22 protein-coding genes are annotated in these 23,449 nt (G+C 61.6%); 11 read left to right on the top strand and 11 right to left on the bottom strand.

The annotated features are described in order from the left end of the window. Positions 1-28 precede the first annotated feature (28 nt). From glgX to ACN2XU_RS01745, 8 genes are all read right to left on the bottom strand, one after another. A complete protein-coding gene (glgX, locus tag ACN2XU_RS01780; protein ID WP_419408666.1) occupies positions 29-2,113 on the bottom strand; it encodes a glycogen debranching protein GlgX in 2,085 nt (694 codons plus the stop codon). Between the two features lie 4 nt (positions 2,114-2,117). Further along, positions 2,118-3,542 (bottom strand): glycogen synthase GlgA, encoded by a 1,425-nt coding sequence (gene glgA, locus ACN2XU_RS01775; protein ID WP_419408665.1) that lies wholly within the window; start codon positions 3,540-3,542, stop codon positions 2,118-2,120. Next, entirely contained in the window at positions 3,539-4,795 is a 1,257-nt protein-coding gene (gene glgC / locus ACN2XU_RS01770; RefSeq protein ID WP_419408664.1) for a glucose-1-phosphate adenylyltransferase, read from the bottom strand. The genes glgA and glgC overlap by 4 nt, the downstream gene beginning before the upstream one ends. A gap of 23 nt (positions 4,796-4,818) precedes the next feature. Beyond that, positions 4,819-6,786 carry a 1,4-alpha-glucan branching protein GlgB gene (gene glgB, locus ACN2XU_RS01765; RefSeq protein ID WP_419408663.1) on the bottom strand — a complete coding sequence of 656 codons (1,968 nt, stop codon included), beginning with the start codon at positions 6,784-6,786 and terminating at the stop codon, positions 4,819-4,821. A gap of 199 nt (positions 6,787-6,985) precedes the next feature. Beyond that, entirely contained in the window at positions 6,986-7,612 is a 627-nt protein-coding gene (locus tag ACN2XU_RS01760; protein ID WP_419408662.1) for an alpha/beta family hydrolase, read from the bottom strand. A 4-nt stretch (positions 7,613-7,616) separates the two neighbouring features. Further along, complete coding sequence (locus tag ACN2XU_RS01755; protein ID WP_419408661.1) at positions 7,617-8,534, bottom strand: MYG1 family protein; 918 nt, start codon at positions 8,532-8,534, stop codon at positions 7,617-7,619. 954 nt (positions 8,535-9,488) lie between these two features. Next, positions 9,489-9,800, bottom strand: coding sequence for an ETC complex I subunit (locus tag ACN2XU_RS01750; RefSeq protein ID WP_419408660.1), 312 nt, complete (start codon positions 9,798-9,800; stop codon positions 9,489-9,491). 194 nt (positions 9,801-9,994) lie between these two features. Continuing rightward, positions 9,995-10,456: a hypothetical protein gene (locus tag ACN2XU_RS01745; protein ID WP_419408659.1), complete on the bottom strand. Its 462-nt coding sequence runs from the start codon at positions 10,454-10,456 to the stop codon at positions 9,995-9,997. Positions 10,457-10,952: 496 nt separating this feature from the next. Here ACN2XU_RS01745 and uvrB point away from each other — a divergent pair, with 496 nt between their 5' ends. The 4 genes from uvrB (at position 10,953) to ACN2XU_RS01725 (ending at position 15,101) form a co-directional block, all read left to right on the top strand. Further along, the gene (gene uvrB, locus ACN2XU_RS01740) at positions 10,953-13,145 is read left to right on the top strand and encodes an excinuclease ABC subunit UvrB (RefSeq protein ID WP_419408658.1); all 2,193 of its coding nucleotides are present in this window, start codon (positions 10,953-10,955) and stop codon (positions 13,143-13,145) included. Positions 13,146-13,898: 753 nt separating this feature from the next. Beyond that, positions 13,899-14,234: a hypothetical protein gene (locus ACN2XU_RS01735; protein WP_419408657.1), complete on the top strand. Its 336-nt coding sequence runs from the start codon at positions 13,899-13,901 to the stop codon at positions 14,232-14,234. 98 nt (positions 14,235-14,332) lie between these two features. Continuing rightward, a complete protein-coding gene (locus ACN2XU_RS01730) occupies positions 14,333-14,518 on the top strand; it encodes a PLD nuclease N-terminal domain-containing protein (RefSeq protein ID WP_419408656.1) in 186 nt (61 codons plus the stop codon). 196 nt (positions 14,519-14,714) lie between these two features. Further along, positions 14,715-15,101 carry a VOC family protein gene (locus ACN2XU_RS01725; protein WP_419408655.1) on the top strand — a complete coding sequence of 129 codons (387 nt, stop codon included), beginning with the start codon at positions 14,715-14,717 and terminating at the stop codon, positions 15,099-15,101. Positions 15,102-15,105: 4 nt separating this feature from the next. Here the strand turns inward: ACN2XU_RS01725 and ACN2XU_RS01720 are convergent, their stop codons facing one another. Both ACN2XU_RS01720 and ACN2XU_RS01715 read right to left on the bottom strand, forming a co-directional pair. After that, positions 15,106-15,657 (bottom strand): hemerythrin domain-containing protein, encoded by a 552-nt coding sequence (locus ACN2XU_RS01720; protein WP_419408654.1) that lies wholly within the window; start codon positions 15,655-15,657, stop codon positions 15,106-15,108. 30 nt (positions 15,658-15,687) lie between these two features. Continuing rightward, positions 15,688-16,101, bottom strand: a complete 414-nt coding sequence (locus ACN2XU_RS01715; protein ID WP_419408653.1) for a universal stress protein — start codon at positions 16,099-16,101, stop codon at positions 15,688-15,690. Between the two features lie 288 nt (positions 16,102-16,389). On the opposite strand from ACN2XU_RS01715, the gene ACN2XU_RS01710 reads away from it, so the two are divergent. The 4 genes from ACN2XU_RS01710 to ACN2XU_RS01695 all read left to right on the top strand — a co-directional run bounded on the left by ACN2XU_RS01710 (position 16,390) and on the right by ACN2XU_RS01695 (position 19,704). Beyond that, complete coding sequence (locus ACN2XU_RS01710; RefSeq protein ID WP_419408652.1) at positions 16,390-17,082, top strand: winged helix-turn-helix transcriptional regulator; 693 nt, start codon at positions 16,390-16,392, stop codon at positions 17,080-17,082. Positions 17,083-17,237: 155 nt separating this feature from the next. Further along, positions 17,238-17,948: a DUF484 family protein gene (locus ACN2XU_RS01705; protein ID WP_419408651.1), complete on the top strand. Its 711-nt coding sequence runs from the start codon at positions 17,238-17,240 to the stop codon at positions 17,946-17,948. Positions 17,949-18,022: 74 nt separating this feature from the next. Further along, on the top strand, positions 18,023-18,949 hold the full coding sequence (locus tag ACN2XU_RS01700; RefSeq protein ID WP_419408650.1) for a tyrosine recombinase XerC: 927 nt from the start codon (positions 18,023-18,025) through the stop codon (positions 18,947-18,949). A 152-nt stretch (positions 18,950-19,101) separates the two neighbouring features. Then, a complete protein-coding gene (locus tag ACN2XU_RS01695; RefSeq protein WP_419408649.1) occupies positions 19,102-19,704 on the top strand; it encodes a glutathione S-transferase in 603 nt (200 codons plus the stop codon). Between the two features lie 47 nt (positions 19,705-19,751). Here the strand turns inward: ACN2XU_RS01695 and ACN2XU_RS01690 are convergent, their stop codons facing one another. Further along, entirely contained in the window at positions 19,752-20,417 is a 666-nt protein-coding gene (locus tag ACN2XU_RS01690) for an outer membrane protein (protein ID WP_419408648.1), read from the bottom strand. Between the two features lie 214 nt (positions 20,418-20,631). On the opposite strand from ACN2XU_RS01690, the gene petA reads away from it, so the two are divergent. From petA to ACN2XU_RS01675, 3 genes are read left to right on the top strand one after another with little or no spacing between them, the layout of a single operon-like run. After that, on the top strand, positions 20,632-21,195 hold the full coding sequence (gene petA, locus ACN2XU_RS01685; protein WP_419408647.1) for a ubiquinol-cytochrome c reductase iron-sulfur subunit: 564 nt from the start codon (positions 20,632-20,634) through the stop codon (positions 21,193-21,195). A 12-nt stretch (positions 21,196-21,207) separates the two neighbouring features. Then, positions 21,208-22,545 (top strand): cytochrome b, encoded by a 1,338-nt coding sequence (petB, locus tag ACN2XU_RS01680; protein WP_419408646.1) that lies wholly within the window; start codon positions 21,208-21,210, stop codon positions 22,543-22,545. Positions 22,546-22,564: 19 nt separating this feature from the next. Then, on the top strand, positions 22,565-23,359 hold the full coding sequence (locus tag ACN2XU_RS01675; RefSeq protein ID WP_419408645.1) for a cytochrome c1: 795 nt from the start codon (positions 22,565-22,567) through the stop codon (positions 23,357-23,359). The last annotated feature ends 90 nt before the right edge of the window (positions 23,360-23,449 follow it).

Raw genomic sequence — 23,449 nt, 5'->3', positions numbered from 1 at the left:
CAGCCATGCCCCTCTGTCAAAGCTGCGCTCATCCGACGGGCTTTTCTTCAAGCACAAAGACGACAACGGCATCGTCCGCGATCAATGTACCCGCAAAATCGCCCACAGCCTCAGGCTCGGCCGTGTCGAAGCGCCGCTTCCAGCCCTGCCCCTTCGGCACCTGTGGCAGTATCACGTCAACCGCCACGCCGCGGTTGAGCACAACCAGCAAGGCACCCTCGCGCTCCACGTATTCCGGCGTGCCCGAGGCCATGCGCAGCTCCGCCATGACAAGCCGCCCCTTCGGATCGTCCCAGTCCGCCTGCTCCATGGCCTTGCCATCCGCTCGGCGCCAGAAGAGGTCCGTCGCACCATCCACCAGCCGGGAGCGCGAATGCAGGAAACGCCGCTGGTGCAGGATCGGATGGGCTTTGCGAAAGGCAATCGCCTTGCGACAGAAGTCAAAGAACGCCTGATCCGCCACCGCCCAGTCGATCCATCCGATCTCGCTGTCCTGACAATAGGCGTTGTTGTTGCCACCTTGCGTATTGCCGAACTCGTCTCCGGCCAACAGCATCGGCGTGCCCTGGCTCAGCATCATCGTCGCGATCATGTTGCGCCGCCGACGGGTGCGCGCCGCGATGATGTCCGGATCGTCGGACGGCCCCTCGACACCCATATTATCCGAGATATTGTCCGAATGGCCGTCGCGGTTGCCCTCGCCATTGGCCTCGTTGTGTTTCTCCGAATAGCTGACCGTATCCATCAGCGTGAAGCCGTCATGCGCCGTCAGAAAGTTGACCGAAGAGGTCGCGGCGCGTCCGTCATGGTCAAAGAACTGCGCCGATCCTGACAACCGCGCCGCTATGCCCGACACCGTCCCGTCATCCCCGCGCCAAAACCGGCGCACATCGTCCCGGAAGGTATCGTTCCACTCGGCGAAAGGCGCCGGATACGCGCCAAGCTGATAGCCGCCCGGACCGATATCCCACGGCTCTGCAATCAGTTTCACGCGGTTGAGCACCGGGTCCTGCCGCACCGCACGCAGAAACGGTCCGTCACGATCGAAAACCCCATCCGTACGCCCCAGCGTCGAGCATAAATCGAAACGAAAGCCGTCCACATGCATCGTCTCGACCCAATAGCGCAGGGAATCGGTCACCAGGCGCAGCGTAAACGGATTGTCGAAATCCAGCGTGTTCCCGCAACCGGTGTCGTTGACATAGTAGCGCGGATCGTCGGCCAGCCGGTAATAGCTGGCATTGTCCAGCCCCCGGAAGGCCAGCGTAGGGCCACGTTCGTCGCCCTCGGCGGTATGGTTGTAGACCACGTCAAGAATGACCTCGATCCCGGCGCTGTGAAACCGTGCCACCATCTGCTGGAACTCGGCGATCTCGCCGTTTTGCATATAACGCGGGTCAGGAGCAAAGAACCCGTAGCTCATATAGCCCCAGTAATTGGTCAGCCCCTTGTCCACGAGGAACTTGTCGTTGATGAAGGCCTGCACCGGCAGCAATTCGATGGCCGTTACGCCCAGCTCCGTCAGATGCTCCAGCATCGGATCGGAGGCCATGGCCAGATAGGTCCCCGCCTGCGGCACATCCTTGCGCATCCGGGTCAGCCCCTTCACATGCGCCTCGTAAAAGATCGTCTCGTCCAGCGGGCGCTGCGGTGCTTGGGTCGTGCCCCATGTAAAGGCCGGATCGACGACGACGGAACGCGGCATGTAAGGCGCGCTGTCGCGTTTGTCGAAACTCAGATCCGCCCTGTCGTCGCTCACGTCATACCCAAACAACGCATCATGCCAGATCGGATGACCCGTCAGCTTCTTGGCATAGGGGTCGATCAGCAGCTTGTAGGGATTGAAGCGGTGGCCTTCTTCGGGATTGTACGGCCCGTGCATCCGATACCCGTACTGCTGGCCAGGCCGCATCCCGGATATATAGCCGTGCCAGACATGGCCCTGCCGTTCCGGAAGCGGGATGACCTGAACCTCCCGTCCGTTGTCATCGAACAGGCTCAGGACAACCCTGGTCGCATGTTCAGAGAAGACGGCGAAATTTACGCCGTCGCCATCAAAGGTCGCGCCGAGGGGGTATGGCCGCCCGGCGCGGATCGGAAAGGCACCTGTCATGGTTTCAGCCTGCTAATACATCTGCGTAAAGAGAATGATACGCTTCGGCAGACGTTCCCCATCCCACGGGCTGCTTCATCGCATTTCGCTGCATTGCAGCAAAAACCTTCGGCTGTGCATAGAGATCGCACAGCCGCGAGACAGCATTGCCCAAGGCATGAGCGTTTATGGGAAAGAACTGCACACCGGTGGCCACCCCCCGCGCCAAAGCCGCGGGACTGGCATTGATCACCGTATCGGCCAGCCCCCCGGTCAGCGCCACCAGAGGAACCGTGCCATAGCGCAGACCGTAAAGCTGCGTCAGCCCGCAAGGCTCGAAGCGCGACGGGACAAGGATCACATCGGCCCCGGCCATCATCCGGTGCGAGAGCGCCTCGTCGTAGCCGATCCGCACGCTCACGTTTTCATGCGCCAGCGCAGCGTCCCGCACTGCGCCTTCCAGAGCCGGATCACCGGAGCCGAGCAACGCCAGTTGCCCCCCCCGCTCCAGCAGTGTCGGCAGTGCCTCAAGCAGCAGGTCGATGCCCTTCTGCTCGGTTAGGCGCGAGACGAGAATACACAGCGGTCCGTCGGCTTGCGGCAGGTCGAATTCCGCACGCAGCGCCGCCTTGTTCGCCGCCTTGCCCTTCGGTGTCTTGTAGGGCTTGATCTCCGGGTCGGCCTCCGGGTTCCACACGCCGGTGTCGATACCATTGACGATGCCGCTCAGCACGGCTTGCCGGTCCCGCAACACGCCATCCATGCCGATGCCGAACTCTTCGGTCAGCAGCTCTTCGGCGTAGGTCTGGGACACGGTGGTGATCCGCGCCGCACCCATAAGCCCGGCCTTCAGCGCGGAAATCTGGCCCCAATATTCGTAGTGATCGGGCGTAAAACGCCAGTCATCCAGCCGCAGGGACGCCATGCGCTCCGCCGCCGCGTTGCCATGAAAGGCGATGTTGTGGACGGTAAAGATGAACGGAACGGCGCACTCACGGGCAAACAGGTACTCCGGCACGAGCCCGGCCTGCCAGTCATGGCCATGGATCACCTCTGGCACCCAATCCCCGGCCTGACCCGCCGCGATTTCGGCGGCCACCCAGCACAGCGCCGCGAAGCGTTCCGGGTTGTCCGGCCAGTCCTGCCCCTGCGGCGTCAGGTAAGGCCCGCCTTCGCGCTCATAAAGATGCGGTGCCTCCACCACCAAGAGCGCAAGCCCCGAAGCATTGGCCGACAGCAGCCGCCCCGCCCCGCCAAAGAGATCGTCCCAGGCCGCGACCTCCCGGACGGTCTCCAGCTTTCCCATCACCCCCGGATAGCCCGGCAGCAGCGTGATCATCTCGTCCCCAAGCGTGGCAAGCGCCCCGGGCAACGCACCCACCACATCCGCCAGCCCGCCGGTCTTTACCAGCGGGACGGCTTCGGAGGCGACGGAAAGAATACGGCTCATAGGCTTGCGGCTCTCCTGTCCAGCATGTCCTGCGTGATCAATGTCGTGCCCCGCTCCGTGACGCGGAACCACTTGGCGTCTTCAGTCGGATCCTCCCCGACAACAAGCCCCTCCGGGATGATCACGCCACTGTCGATCACCACACGCCGGAGCCGCGCCGAGCGGTTCACCACCACACGCGGCAACACGACGGCCTGATCCAGCACCGCGTAGGAATTGGTGTGCACATTGGTAAAGATCACCGAATTGCGCACCTCCGTCCCGGAAATGATGCAGCCGCCGGACACCATGGAGGAAATCGCCATCCCGCGCCGGTCGCGTTCGTCATGGATGAATTTCGCGGGCGGGGTGCTTTCGGAATAGGTCCAGATCGGCCAGCTCTTGTCCCACAAATCCAGTTCCGGCGTGAAATCGGTCAGGTCGATGTTGCTCTCCCAGAACGCATCCACCGTCCCGACATCCTTCCAATAGGCCGGAGCGCCCTCGGCCCGCACGCAGCTTTCATCAAAGCGATGCGCCATGGCCTTGCCGTTCTTCACGATGTCCGGGATCAAGTCGTTGCCGAAATCATGGCTCGAATTGGGATCCTCCGCGTCCTTCTCCAGCAAGTCGCGCAGGAAGGACCATTTGAAGACATAGATCCCCATCGAGGCCAGCGCCTTGTTCGGGTCTTCCGGCGTTGCGGGCGGGTCGGCCGGTTTTTCGAGGAACGATGTGATCTGCCCGCCGGCATCCGTCGCCATCACGCCAAAGGCCGTCGCCTCCTTGCGCGGCACGGTCAGACATCCAATGGTCACATCCGCGCCCGTCTCAACATGCTGGCGCAGCATGATCTCGTAATCCATCTTGTAGATGTGATCACCCGCCAGAATAACAACGTAATCAATGCCATAGCTGTCGACGATGTCGATGTTCTGGGTCACCGCATCGGCCGTGCCCATATACCAGTTTTCATTGCCGGACCGCTGCGATGCCGGCAGGATATCGAGGAATTCGTTGCGTTCGGCACGGAAGAAGTTCCAGCCGCGCTGCATGTGCCGGATCAGACTGTGCGCCTTGTACTGCGTCGCAATCGCCATCCGCCGGATGCCGGAATTCATCGCGTTCGACAGGGCAAAGTCGATGATCCGCGTCTTGCCGCCAAAGTAGACGGCCGGTTTCACCCGCCGGTCGGTCAACTCCTTCAAACGGCTGCCCCGGCCTCCCGCCAGAACAAAGACCATCGACCTCTGTGTCAGTCTCGTCGTTTCCATGCTCACCCTCCTCCCAAAGTCAGTCAGTCTGTCTGGCGCAGCCGCAGCACCACCACCGACAGCGGCGGCAGGGTCAGGGTGACCGAGGCGCTCTTGCCGTCGCAAGGCTCTGCAAGGCTGTCGACACCACCAAGGTTGCCGCGGTTGCCGCCACCGTAGATCTCGGAATCGGTGTTCAGCACCTCTTCCCAATGCCCCGGTCGCGGCACGCCAATGCGGAAATTCTCTCGCGTGACTGGCGTAAAATTGCACATCACCACCACCGGCGCGTCTCCGGTCCGGCCAAAGCGGATGTATCCCAGCGTCGACTGCTGCGGATCGCCGTTCAGCCACTCGAAGCCCTCCGGCTGACAGTCGTTCACATGCAGCGCGGGGGTGCCCCGATAGAGCGTGTTGAGATCACGCACCAACTGCTGCATCCCGGCATGTTTCGGCGTCTCCGCCGCGCCCCAGTTCAGCTCGCCATTGTGGTTCCACTCTTCGGGCTGCGCAAACTCGCAGCCCATGAACAACAGCTTCTTGCCTGGATGCGTCCACATGAAACCGTAATAGGCCCGCAGGTTGGCGAATTTCTCATCCTCGCTGCCCGGCATCTTCGCCAGCATCGAACCCTTGCCATGCACCACCTCGTCATGGCTGATCGGCAGGATGAAATTCTCCGAAAAGGCGTAATGAATACCGAAGGTCAGATTGTCCTGATGGTATTTACGATGGATCGGATCGCGCTGCATGTAGCTCAGCGTGTCGTTCATCCAGCCCATGTTCCACTTGTAGCCAAAGCCCAGCCCGCCGAAATTCACCGGACGCGAAACGCCGGGAAAGGAGGTGCTTTCCTCCGCCACCGTCAGCGCATCGGGAAAGGCGCCATAGACCGCGACGTTCATTTCCTTGAGGAACTCGATCGCCTCGTAATTCTCGCGCCCACCATCCTTGTTGGGGATCCACTGCCCCTCCGGACGGGAATAATCGCGGTAGAGCATGGAGGCCACCGCATCGACGCGCAGCCCGTCGAGATGGTATTCTTCCATCCAATACAGGGCGTTGGAGACCAGATAGTTCTTCACCTCCGTGCGCCCATAGTTGTAAATCAGCGTGTTCCAGTCCTGGTGGAACCCCTCGCGCGGATCTTCATGCTCATAGAGCGCCGTGCCATCGAAACGCGCCAGCCCATGATCGTCGGTTGGAAAATGGCCCGGCACCCAATCCAGCAAAACGCCGATTTCCGCGTCATGCGCCGCCTCGATCAGATCGCGGAACTCATGGGGCGGACCAAAGCGGATCGTGGGTGCAAAAAGCCCGACCGGCTGATAGCCCCATGAGCCATCAAACGGAAATTCCGATACCGGCAGCAGCTCGATATGGGTAAAGCCCATATGCTTGACGTATCCAATAAGATCGCGCGCCAGCTCCTTGTAGGACAGCGGCCTGCCCTCCTCGTCCCAGCGCCGCCGCCACGATCCCAGATGAACCTCGTAGATCGAGATCGGCGCCTCGCGCGAGGCCCGCGCCTGCCGCGTGTCCATCCAATGGCCATCGGCCCAGCCATACCCCGCGATATTGCGCACCACGGAGGCCTTCTCCGGCGGGTGCTGCGAGCCGAACCCGACCGGGTCCGCCTTCAGCCGCAGAGCGCCATCCGCCCCCTGCACCTCAAATTTGTAGAGATTGCCCTCGCCGACATCAGGGACAAAGACTTCCCACGATCCTGTCGTGCCCACGCGCCGCATCTCATGCGCCTTGCCATCCCAGCCGTTGAAGTCGCCTACAACCGCAACGCGCTGCGCATTCGGCGCCCAGACCGCGAAATGCGTGCCCATCACGCCCTCATGTTCGAGCACATGCGCGCCGAGCGCCCGCCACAACTCGCGGTGCGTGCCCTCGCCCATCAGGTATTGATCGAAATCGGTCAGGATCGGGCCAAAGCCGGCCTTGGTCGCAGCGTCGTCCAGAGGCTCAGCCCCGGCTTTCGGTCCGGTCTTCTTTGCCGCCATGTCCAGTCCTCCCCAAACGGTTTTGGCCCGTGTTAGCGCAAATGCACTGCAGTAAAACCGGCGATCCGCCGTTCGGCCAGAGTCCGCCTTTTGGCCCTGTCATTTTCAGTACAGTAGACCAAAGCGTTAAAATGTCACGTGTTTCCCACGCCCCGGCGGCGCGCAGCCCGATTGCTTCGCTACGCAACGAGTACGGGCGTCACAGCGCCTGGGCCCAGTGCGCCGCGACGCGCGCTGCTTCCTTGAGGTGATCCTCTTGCGTCAGCCCTGTCACACGCTTGCGCGGTTTGAAATCGTGATCGCCATCGTTCAGCCAATGCACGGTGATCTGTTCGGCAAGGACATAGCCCGCGACCTCGGCCTGCGTCCCGAACGGATCACGCGTGCCCTGGCAGATCAACGTCGGACAAGCCATGTTTTCCAAATGCGCGGTTCGCAGTGTCTCCGGCTTGCCCGTGGGATGGAATGGATAGCCAAGGCACAACAGCCCCTGGACCTGCCCTGGTGCGTGGAGATCCCCGGCAATCAGGCTCGCAACCCGGCCGCCCATGCTCTTGCCACCGATGATCAGCGGCCCATCACAATCCAGCGCCGCGATGGCCTCCCGAAACTCGTCCTCAAGCAGATGCACTTTCGGCGGGGGGCGCCGCGACCCGCCGCTCCGCCGCGCAGCCATATAGGCAAACTCGAAGCGCACAACGCGCAACCCCTCCGCGGCCAGCGCCCCGGCGATGCCGGTCATGAACGGCGTATCCATCGCCGCACCGGCCCCATGGGCCAGCAGCACCGTCGTGCCCGCCCCCTCACCGGTTCGCAGGACCGTCACCGGCTCACTCTGCCGCCGCAACGGCCAGCGCGGCCATCTTCAGGATCGCTTCATGAGTCCCCGCAACCGCGATGAACCGTGCGTTGTGACAGAACTTCGCCCCCGTCACCCCAGACGCCGTCTCCAGCGCCTCATCGCTCAACCCCGCCCAGGCCTCCGGCAAATCGGCGCGGCTCTCGAAGGTGTCGCCACCTTTGCGGATTGTCGTCAGGGCCCAATCCTTGTCCCTTGGGTGCACCACGAATAGCAGGTGATCGGCGGCAGCCTTTTCAACCGCCGCGCGGAACGGCATGCCCATCGGCAATTCAAGCACCCTGGACGTGCCAGCCTGCGCAATCGCCGCCATCACCATGGCCTCCGCCCGCCGCTTCGCTGCCTTGCCCCGCACTGCCGCCTCGACAAAGGCCCGCGCAATCGGCAGCGCCGCCATGAAGGCATCATCGTCTGCCTCGGCGCTGCGGTCATCGAACGCGGGCTTCAGGGTTTCCAGCAGCACAGGCAGCGTCATCCCGGCCAGCGGCCCGGCCACCCCAGGCTCGATCGCACCATTGTCGAGCAGGTCGACGGGGAGCACAAAGCCCGCGTCAATACTCTGATGCACCGCCGCGACATCCGGCTCCGGCACGCCCTGCGACCGCAGATAGGCCTCGCCGAAATGCCGCCAGATCAAGCCAAAGGAACTGTACGGCTGGCCATCGTCGCGCAGCGGGTTCGGGCGTTGGTGATGATCGAAAATCGCGGCTTCCGCCTCATAGGCCCGGCCCACGTCATAGATGATCCGGCCCTCTCCCGGCGAGATCCACGCCGGATCCCGGCTGCGCACGAGTGCCGCGTCCGGATAAAGCCGCGTCAGGATCACCGACGACAACAGCTCGTCCGCGTGAAACCCGCCGGAATGGGTGACGAGATGGGTGATGCTCATAGGGCCGCCTGCCTTCGCGCTGATCGTCCAAAAGACGCGCGGCCGGAATAGCCGCCGATGCTGAATCCGAATTCCCGAGGAGTGGACGCGATGGCTTGCCCGCCTGACAAGCCCTTGCGCACCGAAGGTCGGAAAATCCACGGAGAACTACTGCAGAACCAATCCCCGGCGCAAGCAATCAGCGTTGGTCATGCGCCGTATGACGCCACGTGTTTCTCACGTGACAACCCGGGTGACGTTACATGGGACTCGGGCCAAAGACCCCGCGAGGTCGACTTGCCCCAATAGATTGCCCCTCAAGCCTGCGATGCTTCCAAATACTGAATGGGCGCGGTCGTTCTGATAGCGGTTTCCGGTATCGCTGAAACGCGCGGTGCGGTCCACGAAACCAGAAGAACGGAATAATTTCGCGTGCTCTCGTCGAGTACAGTCCCGTCAAGATCACAAGCCGGGTCAGCGACCGCATCAGGCACTTGGTTCTCCAACAACCGTTCCCCGGATGCGCCGCCTTTCGATTGGCTTGACCGCCGCAGTGAAGCCATGGCTCCAGGCCCGATCCGCGACATCCGGCGCGATCATATCGTGAGGCACGCACCTATCGCTTCCGGAGCAACGCTTCCGGAGCTGGAGCGCACCGGACGGTTCGAGGACACTTTCACGGATACTCTGGACGGCCTGACCTCAGGGGTCGCCATTCAGAAAATTCGGCACCTCAGCGACTTAAGTTGATATCAGAGCCGGATCTCCAGCCGGACATCGCCTGCTCCCCGCGATCTTCCTCGATCAAATCCCCTTCGGCAGGATTGTTATCGCCGGTTCACGTGGTGCGCTGACAGATCGCCCGATCTTCGCGGGATATCTTCTCGCACTTCCGAGTGACCGGAAAATAGCGAATTGATTTTGCTTATACTTCCGAGATCTCGCGAGGCAACGGCTACCAGTGCCTCAACACGCTCAGTGCGTCCACGCGCCCTTGCGATCCACCGCGAAGTTCTCGGCATAGCCGCGCGGCCGCACGTTCGGGCGACGCTTGTTCGGCTCCATGACCTGCGCATCGATGCCATGCTCCCGGGCGTAGGCCTCGGCGGCGTCCTTACTGTCGAACCGCAGGCGCACCTGGCTTTGCGTGTCATTGCTCGACGTCCAGCCCATCAGCGGATCGACCTCGCGGGCGCTGGCCGGAGCGAATTCCAGGATCCACACCTTCGTCTTGCCCTGTCCGGAGGACATGGCGGTCTTGGACGGCTGAAAAATACGTGCGCGCATGCTGGGTCTCCATCTGTGCGATCCGCGTGGGCGGACTGCCGGAACTCATATATCAAGGCCGGTTATCATAGATTTGCGCATCGGGAGCAAGCGTTCCATCCGCGTCATTTGTTCAAATCGTCGGGCCCAGACGGTTAACTACAGCAAACGAAAACCGCGCACCGATGCCGAGCAGCAATCAACCTGTCCAGAGCCTAATGCCGCAATCGGTTGTCCATCCACCCCAGCGCGTCGTCGAAGGCGTAGGTGACATAGAGGTTATCCATATCCTCTGCGCCATGCCCCGCGACGACTTCCTGTAGCATCCGCATGATTCCGTAGCCTACTTCCGAATCGACCACGAACGCCCGCAGCGCGCCCAACCGCTCCGGCCGCGCCATGCAGCCCGGCGCCTCCCGGCGGCATCGGCCAAGGTCATAGGTTTCGAAATCGAACCCACGAAAGTCCCACAATGTCGGCATCCGCAGATTCAGGCCCGGCGTTTCGGCGACCCGCTCGTGCACCGCGACAACGGCCTGTTTGTCGATTGTCTCGCCCGGCTTTAGCTGGATATAGGCCGCGCCGCTTGGCAAAGATCCGAAGTGGAGCTCAACCCGCTCGGCCGGAGCGCGATCTGGATGGGGTGCAGTCTGGCCTGTGCCTTGGCCTCTGTGCATGACGATTTTCCCGGATAGAGATGGTGAAAGTGATCTGCAGCTGATCTGGCAAAAGGTTTCGCGCCCGACAATACACGCTATAGGTGTTACGCGACGTCACAAAATCTATTCAAGCAAAATGCGGCAGAACGGATACAGGTTTAGCCGAAGCCTACCGATAATAGGTCCGCCGAGGGGCCACGGTCGTAGCAAAAATAGCCGACCTCCTATAATGTAGACAACCTCTAGGGGCAGAGCGGACGCCGTACGACAGATCCGGGCCATTGATCGCAACGTCAGCGCACCCGGCCGGGATCAACCCCAATGTGCCGCCCTTTCTCGGCGGCATGAACACGTAAATCATCGGCTGTGGAGAGCGCCGCGCATCGCCCGCCCCGTGTTGCGCCATAAGGCGTCTGCATTGAAGGTCACGACACCAATGCTGACAGCCGCTGTCACCAGTGGCCCTTGCATCCGCAGCATCCCGTGCCACATTTGGCACTCAAGGAGACGCCCGATGCACAATAACAATCCTCAAAACATGCCAGTCCTGCACGCCGCCGCCCCGGATGTGCGCGAACGGGAAAAGCTCGAGGGGGGCAAATCCTTTGTCATGCACACGGAATTCAACGCGGCAGGCGATCAGCCGACGGCGATTGAAGAACTGGCAAGCGGCATCAAGACGGGCGAACGCGATCAGGTCCTGCTCGGCGCGACCGGCACCGGCAAGACGTTCACCATGGCCAAGGTGATTGAGGAGACCCAGCGCCCGGCCATCATCCTTGCCCCGAACAAAACGCTCGCCGCCCAGCTATATGGCGAGTTCAAAGGCTTCTTCCCGGACAACGCGGTCGAATACTTCGTATCCTACTACGACTATTACCAACCCGAGGCCTACGTTGCGCGCTCGGACACTTACATCGAAAAAGAATCGCAGATCAACGAACAGATCGACCGAATGCGCCACTCCGCCACCCGCGCGCTTCTGGAACGTGACGACGTGATCATCGTGGCTTCGGTCTCCTGCATCTATGGCATCGGTTCGGTCGAAACCTATGGCGCCATGACGCAGGACCTTTTCGTCGGTCGCGAGTACGATCAGCGCAAGATCATGGCCGACCTCGTCGCCCAGCAATACCGACGCAACGATCAGGCGTTTCAGCGCGGCAGCTTCCGCGTGCGCGGCGACAGCCTCGAAGTCTGGCCCGCCCACCTCGAAGATCGCGCGTGGAAGCTGTCCTTCTTCGGCGAAGAGCTTGAGGCGATCACCGAATTCGATCCGCTCACCGGATCGAAGACCGACACCTTCGAGCGCATCCGCCTCTACGCGAATTCGCACTATGTCACGCCCCGCCCGACGATGAATCAGGCGGTCATCCACATCAAGAAAGAGCTGCGCCAACGGCTCGACCAACTTGTCGGCGAAGGCAAGCTGCTCGAAGCCCAGCGCCTCGAACAGCGCACCAATTTCGATATCGAGATGCTTGAGGCCACCGGCGTCTGCAACGGCATCGAGAACTACTCGCGCTACCTCACCGGCCGCGCCCCCGGCGAGCCGCCCCCCACGCTCTTCGAATTCATTCCTGACAATGCCATCGTCTTTGCGGATGAGTCCCACGTCTCCGTCCCGCAGATCGGTGCCATGTACAAAGGCGACTATCGCCGCAAATTCACGCTGGCCGAACACGGCTTCCGCCTGCCGTCCTGCATGGATAACCGTCCCCTGAAGTTCGAGGAATGGGACGCCATGCGCCCGCAATCCATCTTCGTCTCCGCCACCCCGTCGAAATGGGAAATGGATCAAGCCGGCGGCGTCTTTGCCGAACAGGTCATCCGCCCCACCGGCCTGCTCGATCCCGAAGTCGAGATCCGACCGGTCGACATGCAGGTGGACGATCTGTTGGACGAAATCCGCAAGGTCGCCGCCAGGGGCATGCGCACGCTGGCCACCACCCTGACCAAACGCATGGCCGAGGACCTGACCGAATATCTGCACGAACAGGGCATCAAGGTGCGCTACATGCACTCCGATATCGATACCATCGAGCGCATCGAGATCCTCCGCGACCTGCGCCTCGGGGCCTTCGACGTGCTCGTCGGCATCAACCTGCTGCGCGAGGGGCTCGACATTCCCGAATGCGGGCTGGTCGCAATCCTCGACGCCGACAAGGAAGGGTTTCTGCGCTCGGAAACCTCGCTGATCCAGACCATCGGCCGCGCAGCGCGCAACGCCGAGGGCCGCGTCATCATGTACGCCGACCGCATGACCGGCTCCATGGAGCGGGCGCTAGCCGAAACAAACCGCCGCCGCGAAAAGCAGATTGCTTACAATGAGGAACACGGCATCACCCCGGCGACGGTCAAAAAGAACGTCGAGGACATCCTTGCCGGGCTGTATCAGGGCGACGTGGACATGAACCGTGTCACCGCCAAGATCGACGACAAATTCTCCGGCTCCAATCTCAAGGCGGTTCTGGATGGACTGCGCAACGACATGCGCAAGGCTGCCGAAAACCTCGAATTCGAAGAGGCCGCACGCCTGCGGGACGAGGTCAAACGGCTGGAGGCGGTCGATCTGGCGGTTTCGGACGATCCCCTGGCGCGGCAACAAGCCGTCGAACGTGCCTCCGCCGAGGCCGTAAAGGCCAAGGGGCGCTCAACAGCCGGCAAGCCGGGCCAAAGGGGGGGAGTGAAACGGCGGAAACGGTGACTTAAACATTCGAAATGTACAGATCATAGTCATTCGATTTCAGGAGATGATATGATTAAATGTATATACAAAGTCCTTGATAGGTTCTTTTTTCTACTCGCTTCCGGTATATTCATTCAGGTACTCGATACTGTAAAATTAGAGCTATCTGAGAATTCAAGCGACGAATCCGAGCTTTCAGACCGAACCTGGCAGCCCCTATCGATTATCCAGCACGGAACGGCAATCACGAGCCGCGCTGGAATTTTGTTGGGATTCCTCTCGCTGATGTCGATCTTGACTACAAACATTTACATTCAGCTGCCCGACGACGACCCGTGGAGAAACCCTACTCTTTTTGTATTCTCTGTTTACTTTTTCTGTATAATTCTCTGCCTGCGGTGCATACGCGCCATTGGCTTTGATGAATTCACACCTACCAAGAGCTTGTCCAATAAATTGAAAGATGACAGTTTTTTCCCTCATGATCGAAAATACTTGGGTGACATTTGTTTGCGTTACTGCTTGTACCGGTGGGCACTTGTGTTAGGAATTTTGATCAGTATTTTGTTTTTCCTAGGCACCATTCTCGCAAGCACAGTCCGGATCGTGTCGTAATTATTAGACCCACACCACTCAGAGGCGAATAGCTTGACCGAAATACAATCGAAAATTTGCAATATAGCACTCGTGCTGAGTGCAACCCACCTTCTCGCCACTCCAGCCCTTGCCTGGGAAGAGCCTCAGCGCGGTACCGCCGCCCGTGGACAGATCATGTCTGCCATTCGTCCGCATATCGAATGGACGCTTGGCGCGCCTGTAGAGTTCGTCGTTCAGGATTTGCGACGCGACGGCGACGCGGCCTTTGCCAGCCTGATGGCCCAGCGGCCGGGCGGCGCACCGATCAACCTCTACAACACCCCCGGCGCCTTGCGCGGTGAGATTGATCCCGAGTACATGGACGGTTCCGCCGTGCAGGCTTTGCTGCAGAAATCAGGCGACACATGGGTCGCCGTCCATCATACCATCGGCGCCACGGAAGCGTGGTGGCACTGGGAAGAACACTGCCCGATCTGGCACCGCGTCATTCCTGAGGCTTGCGGCGGCTAACCGGTCCGCGCCTCCCTTTCAACACGTCCGGGAACCATTTCGTGAACTCCGGGTTGTGTGTGCAGACGAACAACACACACAAGAGCGGAGTTCAAACAATGGAATATGGTCTTCTCGGTCTTCTGATCCTTATCGCTGATCTCTACGCAATTTATCAGGTCCTGACCTCGGGCGCCTCCACTGTCGCCAAGATTATCTGGACCCTTGCCATTCTGATCCTGCCGGTTCTCGGCTTTATCGCGTGGCTTGTTGCCGGTCCGCGAGGCCGCGCCGCGCGGGTCTGACAGACTGCACATTCTGCGAACTGACCGTGGGCCTCCAATCGGGGGCCCATCGTCGTATCCAGCCTGAGAAGACATCCCCGATTGCGGATCGCGCGTCGTTCCAGCCGGCCTGCGGAACAAGCCGACCAATTTTCCCTTGATTTCGATGGTCTCCGCGGCCTTAACCTGATCCGGCACATCTGGAACGGACGACTTTATGCCCCTCACTGCTTTTGATCACGTCAACATCCGCACCACTAACCTTGCGGCCATGGTTGACTGGTACGGTCGCATTCTCGGCCTTTTTCCGGGCGCTCGGCCGCCATTTCACATCGGCGGCGCATGGCTGTATCTCGGGGATCAGCCCTTTGTGCATCTTGTCGAGGTTGTGAGCGATCCACAGTCCGGGGGCGACATTACGCTGGAACATTTTTCCTTCCGCGCTCAGGACATGCCCGCCTTCATCGCCCTGCTCAGGGAGGACGGGATCGAGCACAGCATCGACCCCGTTCCCGAATTCCCCATCGTACAGGTCAACTTCCGCGACCCGGACGGCAACCACATCCACATCGACTTTCACAAGGACGAAATGACCGCGCTCTGAAGCCTCATTGCAGACCATCCGGCCCATGCTTGAGAATCACCGGAACGATGAGGTCCTCCTCATCCTCCAGATGCCGGAGCAGCATGGCTTCGAAGGAAAGAACCTCCTCGCGGAAGGTCCCCGGCTCGGCCTGACCCTGCAGGACACCATTGGCCGACCGGGTGAACCGGTCGAGCAGACCGTCCATCGCGTGATGATCCCGATCAAGGATGTCAAAACCCCGCTGCAAGGCGGTTTCCTTGGCGCTTAGCACTGGAAAATAGTGCATATCTTCGATCTGATGATGCCCGTGCAGCTGTTGCACAAGCATGCCGCCAAAGCGCGAAATTCGCGGGTGAAGCTGCTCCGGCCGCATCTTGCCATCCACCGCCGCCTCCGCATCGGTCCGCAGCGCCTCCGACAGGCGTCGGAACATCATGTGCCGGTCCAGCCAAAACGCCACAAGCCCCGCGAAATTCGCGTGCGCCTGCCATTCATCGCGGGGGAAATCCGCGACCAGCACCCGCAAGGCTTCAGGCAGCCCCGTCCGGGTCTTCAGATCAAGTGTGTTATCCATACGGTCAAAGTGGTGAGACCCGGCACGATGTCAACGCAGCACATGCACAGCACATCTGGCGTGGCGCACAATCTGCGTCGCGGTAGAGCCCAGCAGCAAGTCCTGCATCCCCGGCTGGTGCGAAGCAATGACGATCAGATCGGCGCCCTTTTCCTCCGCCCATTCCAGAATGGTGCGCCCCGAATGGCCATCCACCACCTCCGTCACCGCCCCCGGTACCCCCTTGGCCAGGCTCGTCAATTCGCTCTCGATCGCCAGTCTGGACTGGGCCGAGAAATCCGCCGGCAGGTAATTGATCGCATAGCTCGGCACTTTTTCCATCACATGGATCAACGTAATCCGGGCGTCTGCCCCGGCCAGCGCCCGAGCGATGGCCAAGGCCGCAATCGCCTTCTCATTGCCCTCCGCTTCGAAGGCAATCGGAACAAGAATACTTTTGTACATGTCTGTCCTCCTGTCAGGCTGGCCGCACACACATGCTAGCGGACCAGCGTCGCATCCGCTCTTGTCGCACACGTCTGACGATTGATCCTTGACGGAGATCATGCCTGAATTGCTCCACAATTCAGACATATTCAGCAATTACTTCTTCCGCCTGTAACAGAACGTTATCCGACATTGATCGCGCTTCCCCGTCAGAAGGCCGGCACGATCCATAAATGCCATGTGGGTGGCCCGTTAAGGGTCATCCGGCCCACAGGGCTCCCGTCAAACATTACGAGGAGCAAGCGGATGCGTTATCTGATCGCCGAAACAAGTTGGGACATGATGACTCTGGCACAGGAGTTGGTGACCAATGGGACGTTGCTGACCCGGACGGATCGTCCCGAAGATCTTGAACACTATGCCAAAATCGGCGAGGTCGATCTCATCATCCTACCTGCGACCCAGCTCGGCCACGATGGGGTCACACTCGATAGCCTGCGCGCCGCCAACCGCCGTGCGCCCATCGCGCTGATTGCCCGGAATGCCAGCTCGGAGCAGAGGGCGAAGTGGCTCACAGCCGGAGCCGACACGGTGATTGATCCCAGCGGCGACCATGACGAAGCCCTGGCTCGCCTGCAGGCCCTCGCCCGCCGCGCCCACGGACTCGGCCGTCCGGTTCTGCAATACGGCCCCCTGCGTATCGACCTGATGCACCGCCGGGCACATATCGGCGATGTCCGCCTGAAGCTGACCCCGAAGGTTTATGAGCTGCTGGAATTCATCGCCCTGCGGCCCGGTCGCCTCGTCACCCGTGAAAGCCTCCTATCGCATATCTATGGTCTGGAGAACGAACCCGACCCGCGTGTCTTCGACGTGTACATGTGCAACCTGCGCGCTCAGCTCTCCGCCTCCGGCGGTGCCGTGGATATCGAAACCGCGCGCGGCTCCGGCTTCCGCTTCGTGGCCGAATGTCTCGACGAAGCGGCTATCGCAGCCTAACAGGCACACGCCGTTGCACACGATCCGCTCTGCACGGGTTTCTGGTCATTTCGCCCCGTTTTCCTTGACAGGTCAGGGACTGCGGGGCCAAACAAAGTCGGACCAAAAAACCGATCGCCTCCCAGAAAGGCGGCCCGAGCAGCATTGAGACGCCCATGACCAGCAGCAGCCAGCGCATCGAAGATTCGATTCGGGAAACCATCATTTCCCAACCGGATATCATCCTCGACGACAAGGATCTGATGCACGCGCTGATTGCCGCGAACGAGCGCGCGATGGGCGGCAACATCATCGACCTCCGCGGCATTGCCATGGAGCGGCTGGAGACCCGGCTGGACCGGCTGGAGGATACCCACCGCTCCGTCATCGCCGCCGCCTACGAAAACCTTGCGGGCACCAATCAGATACACCGCGCCGTGCTGCGCATGCTCGATCCGGTCGAATTCGAACCTTTCCTGCACGATCTGGCCGGTGAAGTGGCACAAATCCTGCGGGTCGACAGCGTCCGCCTTGTCCTCGAAAGCGCCAATGCCGAGGGCGAAGTCGCCGTGCAGCGGCTCGGCGATGTGCTGTCGGTGGCCGAACCGGGCTTCGTCGGGGACTATGTCTCCGAGGGCCGCGAGGCACCGCTGCGCCCGGTCACCCTGCGCCAGATCGAGCAAGGCAACGCCCAGATTTTCGGGAACAAAGCCGATTGGATTCGCTCCGAGGCCTGCCTCAAGCTGGACTTCGGCCCCGGTCGCCTGCCCGGCCTTCTGGTCATGGGGTCCGAGGATCCGCATATGTTCACACCGCAGCAAGGCACGGATCTGCTTGCCTTTTTCGGCGGCGTCTTCGAGCGCGCCATGCGCCGCTGGCTGAACTGACCCATCCACCCGCTGCCACGGGTTTCGCAACGTGAAACAGGACGCATCCCGCCGCGGGTGCGAGACGTGGCCCCATGACGCTCGACATCTCTCCCGCCGCCCGCGACGCGCTGGCCACCTGGCTTGGCCAGACCAAGGCGCTCAAGGACGCCTCACCCAACACCATCACCGCCTATCAGGGCGACGTGATTGATTTCATCGCCTTCCTGACCGCGCATCACGCCGAGCCGCAGGGGCTCGCTCCCCTCGCCCGCATCACCACTTCGGACATGCGGGCATGGATGGCACATCTGCGCGGCACCGGTGTCGCCTCGCGCTCGATGGCCCGCAAGCTCTCGGCAGTGAAGACCTTCTACCGATGGCTCTCCGAGCGCGAAGGCTTCGAGCCCACTGCCGTGCTCTCCGCGCGCGCGCCGAAGTTCCAGAAAAAGCTGCCCCGACCACTGACCGAAGACGCCGCCCGCGCGATGATCGACACGGTGGAAATGCAGTCCACCCAAGGCTGGATCGGCGCGCGTGACGCCGCCGTGATCACCTTGCTATACGGCTGCGGCCTGCGCATCTCGGAGGCGCTCGGCCTGAAGGGACGCGATCTGCCGCTGGGCGAGTCGCTTCGCATTCTCGGCAAAGGCAAAAAAGAGCGCATCGTCCCCGTGCTGCCCATCGCGCGCCGCGCCGTGGGCACCTACCTGTCGCTCTGTCCGCATTCCATGGCCCCGGACCTGCCGGTGTTTCGCGGTGCGCGCGGCGGCGCGCTCAACCCGCGCCTGATCCAGAAGGTCACCGAGCAAGCCCGCATGCAGCTTGGCCTGCCCGCCACCGCCACGCCACACGCCATGCGCCACAGCTTCGCCACGCACCTGCTCTCCGCCGGCGGCGATCTGCGCGCCATTCAGGAACTGCTAGGCCACGCCTCGCTCTCGACCACGCAGGCCTATACCTCCGTCGATCAGGTCCATCTGATGAAAGTCTACGAAGCCACACACCCAAAGGCGAGCTAACGCGCGCGCCCCTGCTTCTTCTCTTTGAAAATACTCGAAAAAACGACGGCCCGCCCCCCGGCGCGGCGCCAATCCAGGGCCATCACCCTCCCGCTTGCGCCGTCCACGACGCCAGCCTAGGCTCGCGCCAGAAACCGACACAGGACAGACCCATGCAACTGATCAAATCCGATGCCTCGCCCTTCGTGCGCAAGACCGTCGTCACCCTGCACGAAACCGGCCTTCTGGACCAGGTCACGCTGGTCGATGTGGCAACCACGCCGCTCGCCTCGGACCCGGCTGTTCTCGCCGCAAATCCCATCGGTAAGATCCCGGCGCTGGTGCGCGACCACGGTCCGGCCCTCTACGACAGCCGGGTCATCTGTCGCTATCTCGACGCAAAGGCAGGCAGCGGCCTCTACCCTGAAAGCCGCCTGTGGGAGGTTCTTACGCTCGAAGCCACCGGTGACGGCATCATGGAGGCTGCGCTCGCCATGACTTACGAAGCGCGCTTCCGCAGCCCGGACATGATCTCCACCGATTGGGTCGAGGCACAATGGTCCAAGGCGGCCCGAGCGCTCGACGCGCTGGAGACCCGTTGGATGAGCCACCTCAACGGTCCGCTCGATATGGGACAGATGGCCGTGGGCTGTGCGCTTGGCTACATCGACCTGCGCCATGACGCGCGCGGATGGCGCACTGGGCGTGATGCGCTCGCCGCATGGTTCGAGACCTTCTCCGCACGCGAATCGATGATCGCCACAAAACCTGCCTGAGGTTCCGCGAGACAGCGTGTAGGGCGGGGTTATACCCCGCCTGCCGCTCAGAAGTTCAGTGAAAGACCGATGTTCAGCGCGTTGGTCTTGATATCCGTCTTGAACGTCCCGCCATCCTCGAACTCGCCTTCGTTCGACGAATAGGTGAACTGATACTCCCCAAAGACCGAAAAGCGCTCGGAAATCGGATAGCTCGCGCCCGCGGTCAAGCGCATCGCCGGACCGGTGACCTGAAAGCCATAGGTCCGGCTGCCGGTGTTGTGCTTTGCGTCCACATGCGGAAAGGCAATGCCGAGGCCGCCCCCGACGTAAGGCGTGATATCGCCCCACCGGTCAGGCCAGCGCCGCATGACGTTGGCGGTCAGCACGTTGTGCCCGTCCGAGAATTCAAGCCGCGAAAAGCCCAGCGTGGATTTCACGTCATCCGGCGCATAGGCCTTGGTGTGCGTGTATTCGACACCGAACCCAAGGGTCTCGCTGCGCCACCACGTCGCGCGCGCGCCGTAATACGGGGGCATCTGGAACGATTTCCCGTCCCAGCCAACCAGTTCGTCATAGCTGCCCGCGTTGTTCGGCAGCTCTCCGGACAGGCGGCTGTGCGGCAGGGTCTGCCAACCGGTGTACAAAGACAGCTCGATCTCCGCCGCAGCCGGACTGTCCAGCGCCGCGAGCAGGGCCGCACCGGCGGCTGTGGATAGAATCAGGTGTCTCATGTTGGCGCCTTCGCAATGTCTCGACGGGTAGATAATCATCGCAGGAGGGGCGTTTCAACCGCGACACATCCGCGCTTATTGCATTGCAAGGCTTTTGTGTGCTGGACGCCTCACGCCTGGCTCGCTAAGTACCGCCGCGGAACGGCTGCGTTTTCGGCGCGGCCTTTGGTTGTATTGCGGCCAATCAAGGCCCCGAAGCAATGGAGCGAATCTCGTGTCACACGCAGAAGATCACCAAGGCACCCGTAGAGACTTTCTCTACTATGCCACAGCAGGCGCCGGGGCCGTTGCCGCGGGCGCGGCCGTCTGGCCCCTGGTGAACCAGATGAACCCCTCGGCAGACGTCCGGGCGCTTGCGTCCATCCGCGTCGACGTCTCGGGCGTCTCGACCGGAACGCAGCTGACAGTGAAGTGGCTGGGCAAGCCTGTCTTCATCCGACGCCGCACCGAAACCGAGATCGAAGAGGCTCGCGCGGTCGCTCTGGCCGACCTCGTCGACCAGAACGCCGAAAACGCGAACCTCGACGCCGCGGCCCCCGCCACGGACGAAAACCGCACGCTTGACGAAGCCGGCGAATGGCTTGTCATGATGGGTGTGTGTACGCACCTCGGCTGCGTGCCGCTCGGCGATGGCGCCGGCGATTACGACGGCTGGTTCTGCCCGTGCCACGGCTCTCACTACGACACCGCCGGCCGGATCCGCAAAGGGCCCGCGCCGCGCAACCTTCCGGTGCCGAAGGCCGAGTTCGCTGACGAAACCACAATTCTGCTGGGATAAGGAAACGCGCATATGTCCGGTATTCCACACGACCATTACGAACCCAAGACCGGTGGCGAGAAGTGGCTTCACAAGCGCCTCCCGATCCTCGGGCTTGCCTACGACACCATCATGATCCCCACCCCCAAGAACCTCAACTGGATGTGGATCTGGGGGATCGTCCTTGCCTACTGCCTGGTGCACATGATCGTCACCGGTGTGGTTCTGGTGATGCACTACACCCCGCACGTGGATTACGCCTTTGCCTCCGTCGAGCACATCATGCGCGACGTGAACGGTGGCTACATGATCCGCTACCTGCACGCCAACGGTGCGTCGCTCTTCTTTGTTGCCGTCTATCTGCACATCTTCCGCGGTCTCTACTACGGCTCCTACAAGGCCCCTCGCGAGGTGACGTGGATCATCGGCATGCTGATCTACCTGGCGATGATGGGCACCGCCTTCATGGGCTACGTTCTGCCCTGGGGTCAGATGTCCTTCTGGGGCGCGACCGTGATTACCGGCCTGTTCGGGGCGATCCCGCTCATCGGTGAGCCGATCCAGACCTGGCTGCTCGGCGGACCGGCCGTGGATAACGCCACGCTGAACCGCTTCTTCTCGCTGCACTACCTGCTGCCCTTCGTGATTGCCGCCCTCGTGGCCATCCACATCTGGGCGTTCCACACCACGGGCAACAACAACCCGACCGGTGTCGAAGTGCGCCGCACGTCGAAAGCAGATGCCGAGAAAGACACCCTGCCCTTCTGGCCCTACTTCGTGATCAAGGACTTCTTTGCTCTCGTCGTGGTTCTGGTTGTCTTCTTTGCCATCGTTGGCTTCATGCCGAACTACCTTGGCCACCCGGACAACTACATCGAAGCCAACCCGCTGGCGACGCCCGCGCATATCGTGCCGGAATGGTACTTCCTGCCGTTCTACGCGATCCTGCGGGCCTTCACCTCCGAAGTCTGGGTCGTGCAGATCGCGTCCTTCGTGACCGGCGGCATCATCGACGCCAAGTTCTTCGGCGTGCTGGCGATGTTCGGTGCGATCGCCGTCATGGCGCTGGCGCCGTGGCTCGACACCTCCTCCGTCCGCTCGGCGCGCTACCGCCCGATGCTGAAGTGGTGGTTCTGGCTGCTGTGCGTCGACTTCATGGTGCTGATGTGGCTCGGTGCCATGCCCGCCGAAGAGCCCTACGCGTCCTTCTCGCTCATCGCCTCGGCCTACTGGTTTGCGTACTTCCTCGTCATCCTGCCCCTCATGGGCGTGATCGAGAAGCCGCTGCCAACGCCCGACACGATCGAGGAAGACTTCAACAATCACTATGGCAAGGCCAAGGGTGACGCAGCCGGCACCCCGGCTGAGTAATTCGAAAGGACCGCTTGAGATGTTCAAGAAACTCACCCTCTCGGCCCTGACGGCCCTGACACTCTCGACCGGTGGCGCATTTGCCGCCGGAGCCGAGGGTCACATCGAAGACTTCGACTTTTCGTTCGAAGGTCCCTTCGGCACCTATGATCAGAACCAGCTGCAGCGCGGCCTCCAAGTCTACACCGAGGTTTGCTCCGCCTGTCACGGCCTGAAATTCGTGCCCTTCCGCTCCATGGCGGAAGAGGGCGGCCTCGGGTACTCTGACGCTGAAGTCCGCGCTTATGCGGAACAGAACTTCGAAGTGTTCGATGCCGAACTGGATGACTTCCGCCCGGCCAAACCGGCGGATAACTTCCCGACCAACACCGCCGTGGGCGCCCCGGACCTGTCGCTGATGGCGAAAGCCCGGGCCGGTTTCCACGGTCCCTACGGTCTCGGCATCAACCAGTTTGTCAACGGAATCGGTGGCCCCGAGTACATCGCCTCCCTGCTGACCGGATACACTGGCGAGACCATCGACCAGGCCGGTGTGACGCTGTACGAAAACACCGCCTTTCCGGGCGGCTGGATTTCGATGGCCCCGCCGCTCTACGGCGAGGATGTGGAGTATGCCGACGGCCACTCGAACGAACTGCACCACGAGGCGCAGGACGTCGCGGCCTTCCTGATGTGGACCGCAGAGCCCAAGATGATGGCCCGCAAGCAGGCCGGCTTCACCGCCGTTCTGTTCCTGGTGGTTCTCTCTGTGCTGCTGTACCTGACCAACAAGCGCATCTGGAAGCCCGTCAAGAAGGGCGCCAAGCAGGCCTGAAGCTGACACAGCCACCTGTGGAAAAATAACAAAGCCCCGCCATGCCGGCGGGGCTTTTTCTTTGCTCCGAAGTCTCTTGCGGTGCTGTCA

This window comes from Pacificoceanicola niger (assembly GCF_048553275.1).
In the GTDB taxonomy this organism is placed as follows: Bacteria; Pseudomonadota; Alphaproteobacteria; order Rhodobacterales; family Rhodobacteraceae; genus Pacificoceanicola.
The sequence above is the reverse complement of the archived record's forward strand: the minus strand, read 5'-3'. Positions and strand labels throughout refer to the sequence as shown.